Consider the following 16,100-nt stretch of genomic DNA (forward strand, 5'->3'; position numbering starts at 1 on the left):
CAGTCCAGGAGGACAAAAAAGTGAAGCGCAACAAGATCGCCCTTGCGGGCACCGCGCTGTTCGCGATCGGCGCCCTGGCGCTCGCGGGCTGCGCGAGCGGCGGCACCGACGACGGCAACACCGGTTCGGGAGCAGCCGACGCGGATGCCATCATCACCACGAACGGCTCCGAGCCCGAGAACCCGCTGATCCCCACCAACACCAACGAGGTGGGCGGCGGAAAGATCCTCGACGAGATCTTCGCCGGTCTGATCTACTACGACGCCGACGGCAAGCCGGTCAACGACGTGGCTGAGGAGATCACCACGGAGGACCCGCAGAACATCACCGTGAAGATCCGCGAGGGTCTGAAGTTCACCGATGGTGAAGAGGTCACCGCAGACAACTTCATCAAGGCGTGGAACTACGGCGCACAGGCCGAGAACGCACAGCTCTCCGGCTACTTCTTCGAGGACATCGAGGGATTCGTCAACGACGCCGGTGACCCGGCGAACCCCGACGACGACATCTTCGGCGCACAGGGTGACCTGAGCGGCCTCAAGCAGGTCGACGACTACACCTTCACGATCGCCCTGAACAAGCCGGCGTCCGACTTCGCACTGCGTCTCGGCTACTCGGCCTTCTACCCGCTGCCCGACGCCGCGTTCGACGACATGGACGCGTTCGGTCAGAACCCGATCGGCAACGGACCGTACATGATCGACGGCGACGACGCGTGGCAGCACGACGTGCAGATCGACCTCGTGCGCAACGACGACTACGACGGCGGCCGCAAGGCAGTCAACGGCGGTCTGACGATCAAGTTCTACGCCACGCAGGAAGCGGCCTACGCCGACCTGCAGGGTGGCGACGTCGACGTGATCGACGCGATCCCCACCGGCTCGCTCCCGGTCTTCCAGGACGAGTTCGGCGACCGTGCGGTGAACCAGCCGTCTGCGGTGTTCCAGTCGTTCACGATCGGCCAGTTCCTCCCGCACTTCAGCGGCGAAGAGGGCCAGCTGCGCCGCCAGGCGCTGTCCATGGCGATCAACCGCGAGGAGATCACCGAGACGATCTTCTCGGGCACCCGCACCCCGGCCGCCGACTTCACCTCGCCGGTCATCGACGGCTGGTCCGACTCGGTCCCCGGCAGCGAGGTCCTGGACTACAACCCCGACGAGGCGAAGAAGCTGTGGGCCGAGGCCGACGCCATCTCGCCGTGGGACGGCGAGTTCAAGATCGCGTACAACTCCGACGGCGGACACGACGCCTGGGTCGACGCGGTGAGCAACAGCATCAAGAACACGCTGGGCATCGAGGCATCGGGCGACCCGTACCCGACCTTCCAGGATCTTCGTTCGAAGATCAACGACCGCACGATCACGACCGCTGCGCGTTCGGGATGGCAGGCGGACTACCCGGGTCTGTACAACTTCCTCGGACCGCTCTACGCGACCGGCGCCGGCTCGAACGACGGTGACTACTCGAACCCCGAGTTCGATGAGCTCATCAAGGCCGGCATCAGCAACCCCGACGCCGACGCGCAGATCGAGGACTTCACCAAGGCGCAGGAGGTCCTGTTCCAGGATCTGCCGGCGATCCCGCTGTGGTACTCGAACGTGACCGGTGGTTTCGGTGAGAGCGTCGACAACGTGACGTTCGGCTGGAACTCGGTTCCGCTCTACTACGCGATCACGAAGGCCGGCGAGTAAGTCTGACGGCACTTCACCTGTGAGGCGGTGACGATTCTTCGTCACCGCCTCACAGGCTTGTGTTCGCCGCACTTTCTTTCCCCTCGAGAAGGGACAAGCGGATGCTCGGTTACATTCTGAGACGTCTTCTGCAGGTGATCCCGGTCTTCTTCGGAGCCACCCTGCTCATCTATTTCCTCGTGTTCGCCATGCCCGGCGACCCGATCCTCGCCCTGTTCGGCGACAAGACCCCGAGTCCGGCGGTCGTCGCCCAGCTGCGCGAGCAGTACCACCTGAACGACCCGTTCCTCGTGCAGTACTGGTACTACATCACCGGCGTGTTCCAGGGTGATCTCGGCACGACCTATTCCGGTCGTCCGGTCTCCTCGGTCCTCGCCGCGACGCTTCCCGTCACCGGGCGTCTCGCCGTCATGGCGATCGCGATCGAGTTCGTGCTGGCGATCATCATCGGCACCATCTCGGCGCTGCGCAAGGGCAAGCTGTTCGACAACGTCTCGCTCGTCGTGGCTCTCGTCGCGATCGCGATCCCGATCTTCGTCGTCGCCTTCCTCGCCCAGTACTTCCTGGCGATCCAGTGGGGCTGGTTCAAGCCCACCGTGGGCGCAGACAACGATTGGGGTGGTCTCTGGCTGCCGGCGATCGTGCTCGGCTTCAGCCTCTACGCCGTGAGCATGCGCCTGATGCGCAGCTCGGTGATCGAGACGTTGAACCAGGACTGGGTGCGCACCGCCTACAGCAAGGGGCTCTCGCGCAACCGGGTGCTGCCCGTGCACGTGCTGCGCAACTCGCTGATCCCGGTGATCACCAACTCCGCCACGAACTTCGGCGTGCTGCTGGTCGGCGCCACCGTCACCGAGGGCATCTTCAACGTGCCGGGCGTCGGCAACACGCTGTTCCAGGCGATCCAGCGCGGTGAGGGGCCGACGGTCGTCTCGTTCGTCACCGTCTTCGTCATCCTGTACGTGCTGGTCAACCTTGTCATCGACCTGCTCTACGGTCTGCTCGACCCGAGGATTCGCTATGCCTGATCCCATCTCTCAGAAGCACTACGTCGCTCCGATCGAGACGGAGTCGATCTCTGTCGACGCCGTCCGCATCTCGGACAAGGCCAGCAACCTCTGGCGGGATGCGTGGGCCGACCTTCGTCGCCGCCCGCTGTTCTGGTTCTCCGTCGTCCTCGCGCTCTTCTTCCTCGTGATGGCGCTCTGGCCGACGCTGTTCACCGCGACGCCGCCGAACGACGACTGCTATCTGTCGAACAGCAACGGAGGGCCGAGTGCGGGTCACCCGCTCGGGTTCACCTTCCAGGGCTGCGACATCTACGCCCGCATCGTCTGGGGGTCGCAGACGTCGCTTGCCGTCGGTCTGATCGCCACGGCAATTTCGTCGATTCTCGGTCTGATCATGGGAGCCCTCGCGGGCTTCTACGGCGGATGGCTCGACTCGGTCCTCTCGCGCGTCGGTGACATCTTCTTCGCGATCCCCTACATCCTCGCGGCGGTCGTCGTGATGACGGTGTTCCGGGACTCGCGTTCGGTGTGGACCCTCGCGTTCGCGATCGGCGGGTTCGCCTGGGCCTCCACGGCGCGCGTCGTGCGTGCCGAGGTGCTGAGGGTGAGACAGGCCGACTTCGTCATGGCGTCACAGGCGCTCGGACAGTCGAAGTTCAAGATCCTCCTGAACCACGTCATCCCGAACGCCATCGCACCGCTGCTCGTCGTGTCGACGCTCGGCCTCGCGGCGGCGATCGTCGCCGAGGCGACGTTGTCGTTCCTCGGGGTCGGTCTCGGCAGCGGCGTGATGTCGTGGGGGAATGACATCGGCGATGCCCAGGCCTCGCTGCGCGTCGCTCCGATGGCACTCATCTATCCGTCGATCGCCCTCACCCTCGCGGTGCTGGCGTTCGTGACCCTGGGCGAGCTCATCCGAGACGCCCTCGACCCGAAGGCGAGGGCCCGCCGATGAGCGAGCGAATCACCGAACAGGTCCCGCTGCTCAGCATCCGCGACCTCAGCGTCGCGTTCCGCACGCAGGAGGGCCTGCGCGAAGTACTCCACGGAGTCAGCTTCGACGTCATGCCGGGCGAGACGGTCGCGATCGTGGGCGAGTCGGGTTCCGGCAAGTCCACGACGGCCACGGCCATCGTGAACCTGCTGCCCGGTACCGGGCAGATCACGTCGGGATCGATCACCCTCGACGGTCGCGAGCTCACCACTCTCAACCGACGCGAGATCGAGGCGGTGCGCGGTCGGGACATCGGCTTCGTGCCGCAGGACCCGATGTCGAACCTCAACCCCGTGTGGAGCATCGGCTTCCAGGTCAAGGAGGCGATCCGTGCCAACGGCATCGCCCAGGGCCGAGACGCCGCCAAAGCTCGCACGATCGAGGTGCTGCAGCAGGCGGGTCTCGCCGACGCCGAGAAGCGTCTGCACCAGTTCCCGCATCAGTTCTCGGGCGGTATGCGTCAGCGCGCGCTGATCGGGATGGGCCTCGCGGCCGACCCGAAGCTGCTCATCGCCGACGAGCCGACCTCGGCTCTCGACGTCACCGTGCAGCGCGTGATCCTCGATCACATGGCGTCGCTGACCCGCGACAAGGGCACCTCGGTGCTCCTGATCACGCACGACCTCGGTCTCGCGGCCGAGCGGGCGAACAAGATCATCGTGATGAACGGCGGCAACATCGTCGAGGCAGGGCCGAGCCGGGAGATCCTCGAGAACCCGCAGCACCCGTACACGAAGCGTCTGGTCTCTGCAGCCCCGAGCGTGGCATCGCAGCGCATCCAGGCGGTGGTGGAGGACCGCGGCATCGAGACGCTCGACGACCTCGCGGACATCCCGCCGACGGTTCGTGTCGCAGGGCTGACGAAGGACTACCGGATCCGACAGGGCGGCTTCCGCAGCGAAGCCTTCCGTGCTGTCGACGACGTGTCCTTCGCGATCCCTCGCGGCAAGACGCTCGCTCTGGTCGGGGAGTCGGGCTCGGGCAAGTCCACGGTGGCGAAGATGGTGCTGAAGCTCGAGGAGCCCACCAGCGGAACCATCGAGATCGACGGCAAGGACGTCTCGAAGCTGTCGAACGCGCAGGCGTTCGGCCTGCGTCGTCGTATGCAGCCGGTCTTCCAGGACCCGTACGGCTCTCTCGATCCGCTGCGCAACATCGGCAACACCATCGCCGAACCGCTGCAGATCCACGGAGTCGGTGATCGCGTGTCGCAGCGCGCCAGGGTCGAGGAGCTGCTCGACCAGGTCTCGCTCCCGCGCGTGCTCGCGACCCGGTACCCGAACGAGCTCTCGGGCGGCCAGCGTCAGCGTGTCGCGATCGCCCGTGCGCTCGCGCTCAAGCCCGACATCATCGTGCTCGACGAGGCCGTGTCGGCGCTCGACGTGCTGGTGCAGGATCAGGTGCTGCAGCTGCTGGCCGAGCTGCAGTCGGAGCTCGGACTCACGTATCTGTTCATCACCCACGACCTCGCGGTCGTGCGGGTGTCGAGCGATCTGGTCTGCGTGATGGAGAAGGGCAAGATCGTCGAGCAGGGCACCGTCGACGAGATCTTCGCCAACCCGCAGCAGGAGTACACGGATCGTCTGCTCAAGGCGATCCCCGGGGCATCGATCACCCTCGGCGGTCACTGAGAGTGAGCACCGACCCTCACTCGGAGGCCGCACGGACGTTCCGTGCGGCCTCCGGGTCTGTCTCCCTCGTCATCTGCGCCCTGCTCGCCCTGTTCCTCCTCGGCGACGCCGTGGTGCGTGCCGGCTGGTGGTCGATGCTGCTGCTCGCCCCGTGGGTGCTGCTCGGCCTCTGGGTCGTCTATGAGATCGCCTTCGTCTCGATGGTGCGCGTCGACTCCGAGGGAGCGACCGTGCAGAACATGCTCCGCCGCACGTCCTTCGACTGGGCGGCCGTGCGCGACATCGACCTGCGCTGGCAGCTGGTGTTCACCCTCGCGGACGGCTCCGACGTCACGTGCTACGGCGGGCCCGCTCGTGCCCGCCCGGTGCGACGCCCCGGTGCCGAGGGGGAAGCCGCCAAGGCTCCCACCGGGCTCCGCGACCTCACCGACATCCGTGATCGGTGGGAGGCGGCACCCTTCACCGGTGAGGCTCCGATCCGGCGTACCTGGGATGTGCGGGCGCTCTCGGCACTCGCCGCGATCGTGCTCTGGGCTGCGGTGTCGATCGTGCTCGCGAACTCCGGAATGATGCGCTGACACCGCACCCCGACATCCGGCGGGCGCCGCGTCAGCCGGGCAGGCCGAAGAGCTCCGGCCACGTCGCCGCCGCCCACGGGTAGCCGACGAACACCGTGGCGTCGATCAGGAAATGCGCGACGAGGAACGGCATCAGACGCCCGCTGCGCTGGAACAGCCATCCGAACAGCAGGCCCATGGCGAGGTTGCCGATGAAGGCGCCAGGCCCCTGGTAGAGGTGGTAGCTCGCGCGCAGCACCGATGTCGCGATGATGATGCTCCACGGACCCCACCCGAGCTGCCGCAGACGCGCGAACAGGTAGCCGAGCACGACGAACTCCTCCTGCAGCGCGGCGCGCGCCGCGGCGAGCAGGAGCACCGGCACCGTCCACCAGTACGCGTCGAGCCCGGCGGGATTCACGGCGACGAAGAGGCCGGAGGCGCGACCGACGAGGTATAGGCCGAGGCCGGGGATGCCGATGGCCGCGACGAGCAGCACGCCGCGTCCGATGTCGGGGACGACCCGGGTGCCGTCGAGCCCCAGGCGACCGAGATGCGGCCGCGAGGACTGCCACAGCAGGAAGCAGACCAGCAGCACGGGGACGAGGGAGAACCCGATCGAGAGCACCTGGTAGATCAGATCGAAGATCTCGCGGTCGCTGCGCGACGGATTCAGCGTGGCCGTCTGATCGGCCAGCGGCGTGACGTCGGTGAGGCGGTAGGCGAGTTGGACGACGGCATAGACGGCCGACTGTCCGAGGCCCAGAGCCAGCACGATGGCGATCTCCCACCAGACGCGTGCTCGCGACGGCGCTGCGGGGGGAAGGAAGCTCATGGGACCACCGATCGTACTCGGGCAGGGGCGATCACTGCGGCATGGGCGCGTGCACCTCGGCGGCCCAGGTGCGCATGAGCTGACGCTCCTCGGGGGTGCAGATGTAGCCGTAGCCGTACTCGCGACCGTCGAAGGTCAGAGTCCACAGATCGAGATAGGTGAGCGCGTAGCAGTCGGCGAAGACCTCGCTGTTGCCCTGGAAGTGGCCCTGTTCGACGAGAACGGTGGATGCCGAGAGGGCTGCCCCCTTCGCATCGCTGTCGGCGCGCGTGTAGAGGTGGGAGAGCTCGTGCAGCGCGACCACGCGCCTGGCGGTGTCGCCACCGAGCTGGTCCTCCGGAGCCAGGTGCACCGCGAGCGGCTCCTCCGAGACGCATCCGATCGTGATGCGACCCTCATCCGCCCGCCGGGAGGTCCCGCACTCGGCGCTCGCGTCCCACGCGATGTCGATGAATCCCTGGCCGGACTCATCGACGATCGCCTCGGTGACGGAGCCCGACGCATTGGTGCGTCGGGTCGCGGCGTCGGCGATGCGCTGCTCCAGCTGCTCGCGGGCGCCCCTGGCGTCGGCGGCGTACTGCGCGACCGACGCGTCGGTGAGGCTGGGGTCGGCGATGCTCGATTCCCACCGCCGGAACGCCAACAGGTCCGCGACCAGCGGAGCGACGGGATTGCTCTCGATCTGCGCGTAGAGCTCGTAGTACCTGGTGCGTTCCGCATCGAACGCCGCCAGGGAGTCGTCGCGAGCCGTGGTCCCCTCACTCGTCGATCGGTCGCTCGTCGGCCGATCCTGTGTCGAGGGTCCGGTGAGCAGCCCCACGACGAACACGATCGCGACGATGATGACGCCCAGCAGCGCGAGACCACCGCATCCGAGGAGTGCGCATAGTCCGCCGCGTCCGCGCCGCGGACCCGGAGCCATAGCCGCACCCGGCGCCGCGGCAGGAGGCATCGCAGGACCAGGAGGCATCGCAGGACCAGCGCTCATCGCCGCCCGCACCGACGGGTTGACCTGGAAGATCCATTCGCGCAGCTGCGGATAGCACGCCGGATGGGCGAGGACGAGCGGATGCAGATCCCCTCGTCGTGCGGCGATCTCGGCCAGCTGAGCCGGCGCCGTCGAGGGGTTCTGCACACCCGCGAGATCGATGTCGTACCCTCGGTCCACCATGCTTTCACGGTATCGCACCGCTCTACGGCCTTGCGGGGAGATCGCGGCTGATCGGCGGGGGACAGAAGCCGTTCAGCCAGGATTCATGAGGGTGCGATAGGCTGTCCCGTCGGCTTCTCGGCAAAAACCCACACTCTTTAGGACTCCTGCATGGCGCACGCCCTCCGCTCTGACCTCCGCAACGTCGCAATCGTCGCGCACGTCGACCACGGCAAGACCACTCTCGTCGACGCCATGCTGCGTCAGACGGGCTCCTTCGGCGAACACGCCCACGTCGATGAGCGTGCCATGGACTCGAACGACCTCGAGCGTGAGAAGGGCATCACGATCCTCGCCAAGAACACGGCGATCACGTACAAGGGCAAGCACGCCGAGGGCAAGGAGATCACGATCAACGTGATCGACACCCCCGGTCACGCCGACTTCGGCGGCGAGGTCGAGCGCGGCCTCTCCATGGTCGACGGTGTCGTGCTGCTCGTCGACGCGAGCGAGGGCCCGCTTCCGCAGACCCGCTTCGTGCTCCGCAAGGCTCTCGAGTCGAAGCTGCCCGTCATCCTGCTGGTCAACAAGACCGACCGCCCCGACGCGCGTATCGCCGAGGTCGAAGAAGAGGCGCACGACCTGCTGCTCGGTCTCGCGTCCGACCTCGTCGACGACGTGCCCGACCTCGATGTCGATGCACTGCTCGACGTGCCCGTCGTCTACGCCTCCGGTCGCGCCGGCGCGGCATCGCAGAACCGTCCGGCCGACGGTTCGCTGCCCGACAACGACGACCTCGAGCCGCTCTTCGAGGCGATCCTCCAGCACGTCCCCGCCCCGTCGTACGACGACGAGGCCCCGCTGCAGGCCTGGGTCACCAACCTCGACTCCAGCCCCTTCCTCGGTCGTCTCGCGCTGCTGCGCGTCTTCAACGGCACGCTCAAGAAGGGTCAGACCGTCGCCTGGGTCCGTGCCGACGGCACGCACCAGAACGCGCGCATCACCGAGCTGCTGAAGACCCGTGCTCTCGAGCGCTACCCGGCCGAGGACGCCGGCCCCGGCGACATCGTCGCCATCGCCGGTTTCAGCGACATCACGATCGGCGAGACCATCGCCGACCCCGAGGACGTCCGTCCGCTGCCCGCGATCACGGTCGACGACCCCGCCATCTCGATGACGATCGGAACCAACACGTCGCCCCTCATGGGCAAGGTGAAGGGCCACAAGCTCACGGCGCGCATGGTCAAGGACCGTCTCGACAAGGAGCTCATCGGAAACGTCTCGCTCAAGGTCGTCGACATCGGACGCCCGGATGCGTGGGAGGTGCAGGGTCGTGGCGAGCTGGCTCTCGCCATCCTGGTCGAGAACATGCGTCGCGAGGGCTTCGAGCTCACTGTCGGCAAGCCGCAGGTGGTCACGAAGAAGATCGACGGCAAGACCTACGAGCCCTTCGAGCACCTCACGATCGACACGCCGGAGGAGCACCTCGGAGCGATCACGCAGCTGCTCGCGAACCGCAAGGGCCGCATGGAGAACATGACGAACCACGGCACCGGCTGGGTGCGCATGGAGTTCATCGTCCCGTCGCGTGGCCTCATCGGCTTCCGCAGCGAGTTCCTCACCACGACCCGCGGCACCGGAATCGCGAACGCGATCTCCCACGGCTACGAGCCGTGGGCCGGTTCCATCACGACCCGTCAGAACGGCTCGATCGTCGCCGACCGTCAGGGTGTCGTCACCCCGTTCGCGATGATCGCCCTGCAGGAGCGGATGTCGTTCTTCGTGCAGCCCACGCAGGAGGTCTACGAGGGCATGGTCATCGGCGAGAACTCCCGCGCCGACGACATGGACGTCAACATCACGAAGGAGAAGAAGCTCACCAACATGCGTGCGGCGAGCTCCGACACCTTCGAGTCGATGACGCCCCCGCGCCAGCTCACCCTCGAGGAGAGCCTCGAGTTCGCGCGTGACGACGAATGCGTCGAGGTCACGCCCGAGGTCGTGCGCATCCGCAAGGTCAACCTCGACGCGAACACCCGCGCGCGCGAGACCGCGAGGATGAAGCGTCAGGACGCCAGCGTCTGAGAATCGCCTGCGAAAAGGGCCCTGCACCGCCGAAATGGCTGGTGCAGGGCCCTTTTCTCATGAAGCGCACAGGTGGGCCGTTGCAGAATCGTTACCTTGCGCCTGGGGCGATCTCCCGATGAGTGTCCCGCGACGGGCGTACGACCACCCGAAAGTCACACCCCCATGCTTCACACCTCCCGTGCCCTTCGGCGCGCCAACGCCGCAGCCGACGCCAGGAACGCCATCACCGCCCGCCGTCCGAAACTGATCCTCGGCACCATCACCGGAGGCGTGCTCGGCCTCGCGCTGACCGTCGGCATGGTCTCGGCGCCGGCGGCAGGCGCCGAGATGCCGGATGCCGTCGCCAGCGTCGCGTCGTTCGTCACCGGTGCGGAGGAGGCGCCCGCGAAGAGCGTCGACGACTCCGCGCTCACGATGGTCGCGGCGAAGGATGCCGTCGCCGCAGCCGAGGCGGTGAACGCCGAGGTCGCAGCATCGGGCCTCGACCTCGGTGCCGCGCCCGCATCCGTCGACACCTCCGACGTGACCACCTGGGTCGGTCAGCTCGCGGACCGCGACGGACTCTCGCACCGCGAGCTCTCGAGCCTCACGGCCTACACGGTGACCGGTATCGAGGAGATCACCGCCGAGACGGCAGCGCTCCAGCAGTCGTACACGACGGCGCAGGAGGCCAAGGCGGCCGCAGACGCCGCTGCCGCCCAGGCCGCTCAGGAGGCTGCAGTGCTCGCGCAGACCAACACGGTCGACGGCGCCAAGGCCGCGGCCCGCGACATCGCCTCGAGCCAGTACGGGTGGGGAGAGGACCAGTTCTCCTGCCTGAACTCGCTGTGGACCAAGGAGTCGGGCTGGAACTACCAGGCCTACAACGCGTCCGGTGGTGCGACGGGCATCCCACAGGCTCTGCCCGGCAGCAAGATGGCGTCCGCCGGCTCCGACTGGCAGACGAACGCGGCCACGCAGATCCGCTGGGGCCTCGGGTACATCTCGTCGGTCTACGGCACGCCGTGCAGTGCCTGGTCGCACTCGCAGTCCGTCAACTGGTACTGAGCGGATCGGCGCGCCCTGCGCCGCGATCCCCTTCTCCGCGAGGCGCGGGACGGGCGGCGCAGGACGCGGGGTGCGGCGCCCGCTCCCGAGTCACCGCAACTCGGAGATGAGCACGGCCCTGGTGCCGGGAGCCGTCGCCTCGAACACGTGCGGAGCGTCTCCCGGGTAGGAGAGGTAGTCGCCCGGGTTCAGCAGCACCGGCTCGTCGGCGGGACCGATCTGCGCCTGCCCGGAGAGCAGGATCACATGCTCGGTGGTCCCGGCATGGTGCGGATCCGAACGGCGGGGGTCGCCCGGTTCGGCGGTGATGAGGTAGATGTCCCGCCGGGCGCCGGGCGGGCTCGCAGACAGGAGCGTGGCGCTGTAGTCCGCGGCCGACGAGGGCACCCCGGAGAGATCTGCGGCCCGGATGAGAGTCGGCGCGTTGGTCTGTTCGTCGACGAGCACGGCGAACGGGACGCCGAGAGCGACGCCCAGCGCCCACAGGGTCTCGACGCTGGGGTTGCCCGATCCGGACTCGAGCTGCGAGACCGTCGCCTTGGAGATGCCGGCGCGACGGCCGAGCTCCGAGACGGACAGGCCCGCACCCTCGCGCTCTCTGCGGAGCGTGCGCGCGATCCGCGTGCGGAGATCTTCCATGTGTTCATCATGTCAAACGATCGTTCGCTTGACTATCCCGCCCTTCGTGTTCATGATGATGATCATGTGTTCAGTGAATCGAACGTTACGCCGGTGAGCGCGGAGCGCGAGGTATGGCGCGAAGCGCTCGGAGTGGTGCTCGCGACGAGCGCGTACGGCGTCTCCTTCGGCGCGCTCGCCGTGGCCTCGGGACTCGACGTCTGGCAGGCGTGCGTCCTCAGCCTGCTGATGTTCACCGGTGGGTCCCAGTTCGCGTTCGTGGGCGTCTTCGCCGCCGGGGGAGTGTCGGCGCTCCCTTCGGCGATCGCATCGGCCGTGCTGCTCGGAGTGCGCAACGTCGCCTACGGGATGCGCATGGCCCCGATCGTGGGGACGACCCCCGCCCGGCGGGTCGCCGCCGCTCCCTTCACGATCGACGAGTCGACGGCTGTGGCGATCTCCCAGAGCGACCCGCGTCTTCGTCGAGTGGGATTCTGGGTCACCGGGATCGGCATCTTCCTCGGATGGAACCTCACCACCCTGATAGGCGCGCTGGTCGGAGATGTCCTCGGTGATCCTCGGACCTGGGGGCTGGATGCCGCGGCCGCCGCCGCCTTCCTCGCGCTGCTGTGGCCGCGGCTGAAGGAGCGCCAGGCGATCGCGGTGGGCATCGCGGCCGCCGTCGTCGCCGCGGCGCTCACCCCGGTGCTCATGCCCGGTCTGCCGGTCCTGGTCGCGGCCGTGGTCGCCGTCGTCGTCGGGTGGTTCGATTGGCTGGGGCGGAAGCCGTCGGTGCGCGCCATCGACGACGGGGGAGTGTCATGAGCGTCTGGAGCGCCATCCTGCTGGCGGCGCTGATCTGTCTGGGGCTGAAGGCTGCCGGATACCTGGTGCCGACCCGAGTGCTCGAGGCGCCGCGTCCCGCGCGCATCTCCGACCTGCTCACGGTCGCCCTGCTCGCCGCGCTCGTGGCGGTGCAGAGCCTCGGAGCGGGGCAGGCGGTGATCGTCGATGCGCGGGTCCCCGCGCTGCTCGTCGCCGCCGGACTGCTCTGGCTGCGACAGTCGTTTCTCGTGGTCGTCGTCGCGGCCGCCGCCGTGGCCGCCGTGCTGCGCCTGCTCGGTCTCGCAGGGTGAGCGGGGAGGGTGCGCACCGCGCGTAGGATCGTCTGGTGCGTAACGGTTGGATCTCCCGGGTGCTGTCCTGGATCGCCGCGGCCCTCGTCGGCGGCGTGTTCGGTGTCGCGGGCACCATCGGCCACAGCCTGATGTGGGGCCCCGTGCCGCTCGGCCTGATCGTCGGCGCCATCGCCTGCGGGGCGATCCTCGTGGCCATCCGCGCCCTCACCCACGACCGCGGGGCGACGCTGGCCGCAGGGCTCGGGATGCTGGGCATGCTCGTGCTCATCTCCGGGGTCGGTCCCGGTGGCTCGGTCGTGGTGGAGGACACACTGAGCGGCCGGATCTGGATCTACCTCGTCGCCGGTCTCGTGCTGCTCGCCGTGGCGTGGCCGCGTCTGTCTCGGATGCCGATGGGCGATCGGACCGGCAGCGAGTCGTAGACTGAGGGGGTGACGTATGTGATCGCCCTTCCGTGCGTCGATGTCAAGGACCGCGCCTGCATCGACGAGTGCCCCGTTGACTGTATCTACGAGGGTGAACGCTCGCTGTACATCCACCCCGACGAATGCGTCGACTGCGGTGCGTGCGAGCCGGTATGCCCCGTCGAGGCCATCTACTACGAAGACGATCTGCCCGACGAGTGGCAGGACTACTACAAGGCCAATGTCGAGTTCTTCGACGAGGTCGGCTCGCCCGGCGGTGCGGCGAAGGTCGGCGTCATCGCGCACGACCACCCCGTCATCGCCGCGCTCCCGCCTCAGGGCGAGTAGCCCGTGAGCGTCCGCGACCTCGCAGACTATCCCTGGGATGCCGTCGCCCCGTATCGCGAGCGTGCGGCGCTGCACCCGCGCGGGATCGTCGACCTCTCGGTCGGCTCGCCCGTCGACCCCACTCCGGAGCTGATCCGTCGGGCGCTCGCCGAAGCCACCGACGCGCACGCGTACCCGCAGACCGTCGGCACGCCCGCACTGCGCGAGGCGATCGTCGACTGGTACCGGCGACGCCGGGGTGTGCCCGACCTCACGGTCGACAACGTGCTCCCCACGATCGGCTCCAAAGAGCTCGTCGCGCTCCTCCCGACGCTGCTGGGCCTGGGTGCGGGCGACGTCGTGGTGCATCCGCGCATCGCCTATCCGACCTATGAGGTCGGTGCACGGGTGGTCGGTGCGACGCCCGTCGCCGCCGACGAACCCGCGGACTGGCCGGAGGGCACGAAGCTCATCTGGATCAACACTCCCGGCAATCCCGACGGACGCACGTGGACGGTCGACGAGCTGACGGCCGCTGTGGATCGCGCACGAGAGCTCGGTGCGGTGCTCGCCAGCGACGAATGCTACGCGGAGCTCGGCTGGGACGGCCGCTGGGCGAGCGAGAGCATCCCCTCGATCCTCGACCCCCGCGTGACCGGGGGTAGCAGGGCGAATCTGCTCAGCGTTTACTCTCTGAGCAAGCAGTCCAACCTCGCCGGCTATCGCGCGGCCTTCGTCGCCGGATGCGCGCGGATCGTGGGCGACCTGCTCACGGCCCGCAAGCACCTGGGGCTCATGCCGCCGGAGCCCGTGCAGCACGCGATGGCGGTGGCGCTGGGCGACGATGCGCACGTCGCCGCGCAGAAAGAGCTGTACCGGACGCGGCGAGACGCTCTGCGGCCGGCGCTGGAGGCTGCGGGCTTCCGGATCGACGGGTCCGAGGCGGGGCTCTACCTCTGGGCGACCGAGGGTCAGGACGCATGGGCGAGCATCGCGAGGCTCGCGGATCTCGGCATCCTCGCCGGACCGGGGCCGTTCTACGGACCGCATTCGACTCGGCACGTACGGCTCGCGCTCACCGCACCGACCGAGCGGATCATGGAGGGCGCGCGGCGCCTTCGCGAGCACTCCCTGTAGACATTCCCCCCAGACCCATCGTTCTTTTGTGCCTTGTCACAGTAGGCCGATGCGCCTACTAGGCTGTAAAGGCGATTTCGGTCGTGGATCGACGATCTCGATCCGGCCTGGCGCACAGCGCCGTGACATCGCCACATCCGGCTTTGAAGAAGAACCCACGAGGAGGCCCGCGTGAGCGCAGCGGCAGAGCAGCAGCCCATCGCGAAGCTGTCGATCGGTGAGACCACCGCAGAGTTCCCGATCGTGCGCGGCACGGCAGGGAACGACAGCATCGATCTGTCGACCCTGACGAAGCAGACGGGGTACACGGGACTCGACTACGGGTTCGTCAACACCGCGTCGACGAAGTCCGCGATCACCTTCATCGACGGTGACCAGGGCATCCTGCGCTACCGCGGATATCCGATCGAGCAGCTGGCCGGCAAGACGAGCTACCTCGAGGTCGCGTGGCTGCTGATCTACGGCGAGCTGCCCTCCGCCGGTGAGCTCGCGGAGTTCGACGAGAAGATCCGTCGTCACACGCTGCTGCACGAAGACCTCAAGCGCTTCTTCTCCGCGCTCCCGCACACCGCGCATCCGATGTCGGTGCTGTCGTCGGCCGTCGCCGCGCTCTCGACGTACTACGAGGGCGAGACCGACCCGCACAACCCCGAGCACGTGGAGCTCAACACGATCCGCATGCTCGCGAAGCTTCCGGTGATCGCGGCGTACGCCCACAAGAAGAGCGTCGGTCAGGCCTTCCTGTATCCCGACAACTCGCTCGGCTTCGTCGAGAACTTCCTCAAGCTGAACTTCGGCGTCCTGTCGGAGCCCTACGAGATGAACCCCGTGATGTCGAAGGCGCTCGAGCTGCTGCTGATCCTGCACGAGGACCACGAGCAGAACGCGTCGACCTCGACGGTCCGCCTGGTCGGGTCCACCGGTGCGAACCAGTTCGCCTCGGTCTCCGCCGGCATCCAGGCTCTCTCCGGACCGCTGCACGGCGGGGCGAATGAGGCGGTGCTCACCATGCTCGGCCAGATCCGCGACTCGGGGCAGAGCGTCTCCCGCTTCGTGGAGCGGGTGAAGAACAAGGAAGAGGGCGTGAAGCTGATGGGCTTCGGGCACCGCGTCTACAAGAACTACGACCCGCGCGCCAAGCTCGTCAAGGAAGCCGCGGGCGAGGTGCTCGCCGAGCTGGGCGTCACCGATCCGCTGCTCGACCTCGCGCAGGAGCTCGAAGAGATCGCGCTCGCCGACGACTACTTCAAGGAGCGTCGTCTGTACCCGAACGTCGACTTCTACACCGGCGTGATCTACAAGGCGATGGGCTTCCCGACGCGCATGTTCACGGTGCTGTTCGCGATCGGACGCCTGCCCGGCTGGCTCGCCCAGTGGCGGGAGCTGCAGCTCGACCCGCAGACCAAGATCGGTCGCCCGCAGCAGCTGTACACGGGCTCGCCCGAGCGCACCTTCCAGACCCTCTGACGCGG

16 protein-coding genes are annotated in these 16,100 nt (G+C 67.8%); 13 read left to right on the forward strand and 3 right to left on the reverse strand.

Annotated elements, in window-relative coordinates:
- Positions 1-20: 20 nt before the first annotated feature.
- The 5 genes from ASD43_RS08715 to ASD43_RS08735 all read left to right on the forward strand — a co-directional run bounded on the left by ASD43_RS08715 (position 21) and on the right by ASD43_RS08735 (position 5,904).
- Complete coding sequence (locus tag ASD43_RS08715) at positions 21-1,691, forward strand: peptide ABC transporter substrate-binding protein (RefSeq protein WP_200946581.1); 1,671 nt, start codon at positions 21-23, stop codon at positions 1,689-1,691.
- Between the two features lie 101 nt (positions 1,692-1,792).
- On the forward strand, positions 1,793-2,719 hold the full coding sequence (locus tag ASD43_RS08720) for an ABC transporter permease (protein WP_056416172.1): 927 nt from the start codon (positions 1,793-1,795) through the stop codon (positions 2,717-2,719).
- On the forward strand, positions 2,712-3,656 hold the full coding sequence (locus tag ASD43_RS08725) for an ABC transporter permease (RefSeq protein ID WP_056416176.1): 945 nt from the start codon (positions 2,712-2,714) through the stop codon (positions 3,654-3,656). Before ASD43_RS08720 ends, ASD43_RS08725 begins: the two co-directional genes overlap by 8 nt.
- A complete protein-coding gene (locus ASD43_RS08730) occupies positions 3,653-5,326 on the forward strand; it encodes a dipeptide ABC transporter ATP-binding protein (protein ID WP_056416180.1) in 1,674 nt (557 codons plus the stop codon). The genes ASD43_RS08725 and ASD43_RS08730 overlap by 4 nt, the downstream gene beginning before the upstream one ends.
- Before the next feature lie 2 nt (positions 5,327-5,328).
- Positions 5,329-5,904, forward strand: a complete 576-nt coding sequence (locus ASD43_RS08735) for a PH domain-containing protein (RefSeq protein ID WP_056416183.1) — start codon at positions 5,329-5,331, stop codon at positions 5,902-5,904.
- A 31-nt stretch (positions 5,905-5,935) separates the two neighbouring features.
- Here the strand turns inward: ASD43_RS08735 and ASD43_RS08740 are convergent, their stop codons facing one another.
- Positions 5,936-6,718 (reverse strand): CPBP family intramembrane glutamic endopeptidase, encoded by a 783-nt coding sequence (locus tag ASD43_RS08740; RefSeq protein WP_056416186.1) that lies wholly within the window; start codon positions 6,716-6,718, stop codon positions 5,936-5,938.
- Positions 6,719-6,749: 31 nt separating this feature from the next.
- Positions 6,750-7,889: a variant leucine-rich repeat-containing protein gene (locus ASD43_RS08745; RefSeq protein ID WP_056416189.1), complete on the reverse strand. Its 1,140-nt coding sequence runs from the start codon at positions 7,887-7,889 to the stop codon at positions 6,750-6,752.
- Positions 7,890-8,039: 150 nt separating this feature from the next.
- Here ASD43_RS08745 and typA point away from each other — a divergent pair, with 150 nt between their 5' ends.
- Positions 8,040-9,953 (forward strand): translational GTPase TypA, encoded by a 1,914-nt coding sequence (gene typA / locus ASD43_RS08750; protein ID WP_056416192.1) that lies wholly within the window; start codon positions 8,040-8,042, stop codon positions 9,951-9,953.
- Between the two features lie 165 nt (positions 9,954-10,118).
- Positions 10,119-11,003 (forward strand): hypothetical protein, encoded by an 885-nt coding sequence (locus ASD43_RS08755; protein WP_056416195.1) that lies wholly within the window; start codon positions 10,119-10,121, stop codon positions 11,001-11,003.
- Positions 11,004-11,093: 90 nt separating this feature from the next.
- Here the strand turns inward: ASD43_RS08755 and ASD43_RS08760 are convergent, their stop codons facing one another.
- On the reverse strand, positions 11,094-11,642 hold the full coding sequence (locus ASD43_RS08760) for a helix-turn-helix domain-containing protein (RefSeq protein ID WP_056416198.1): 549 nt from the start codon (positions 11,640-11,642) through the stop codon (positions 11,094-11,096).
- 93 nt (positions 11,643-11,735) lie between these two features.
- Between ASD43_RS08760 and ASD43_RS08765 the strand changes: the two genes are divergently transcribed.
- From ASD43_RS08765 to ASD43_RS08790, 6 genes are all read left to right on the forward strand, one after another.
- On the forward strand, positions 11,736-12,446 hold the full coding sequence (locus ASD43_RS08765) for an AzlC family ABC transporter permease (protein WP_056416202.1): 711 nt from the start codon (positions 11,736-11,738) through the stop codon (positions 12,444-12,446).
- Positions 12,443-12,757, forward strand: a complete 315-nt coding sequence (locus ASD43_RS08770; RefSeq protein WP_056416205.1) for an AzlD domain-containing protein — start codon at positions 12,443-12,445, stop codon at positions 12,755-12,757. Before ASD43_RS08765 ends, ASD43_RS08770 begins: the two co-directional genes overlap by 4 nt.
- Positions 12,758-12,792: 35 nt before the next feature.
- Positions 12,793-13,182: a hypothetical protein gene (locus tag ASD43_RS08775; protein ID WP_056416207.1), complete on the forward strand. Its 390-nt coding sequence runs from the start codon at positions 12,793-12,795 to the stop codon at positions 13,180-13,182.
- Between the two features lie 9 nt (positions 13,183-13,191).
- Complete coding sequence (fdxA, locus tag ASD43_RS08780; protein ID WP_056416209.1) at positions 13,192-13,512, forward strand: ferredoxin; 321 nt, start codon at positions 13,192-13,194, stop codon at positions 13,510-13,512.
- Positions 13,513-13,515: 3 nt separating this feature from the next.
- The gene (gene dapC, locus ASD43_RS08785) at positions 13,516-14,628 is read left to right on the forward strand and encodes a succinyldiaminopimelate transaminase (protein ID WP_056416212.1); all 1,113 of its coding nucleotides are present in this window, start codon (positions 13,516-13,518) and stop codon (positions 14,626-14,628) included.
- 171 nt (positions 14,629-14,799) lie between these two features.
- Positions 14,800-16,095, forward strand: a complete 1,296-nt coding sequence (locus ASD43_RS08790; protein ID WP_082539335.1) for a citrate synthase — start codon at positions 14,800-14,802, stop codon at positions 16,093-16,095.
- Positions 16,096-16,100 lie beyond the last annotated feature (5 nt).

This window comes from Microbacterium sp. Root553 (assembly GCF_001426995.1).
In the GTDB taxonomy this organism is placed as follows: domain Bacteria; phylum Actinomycetota; class Actinomycetes; order Actinomycetales; family Microbacteriaceae; genus Microbacterium.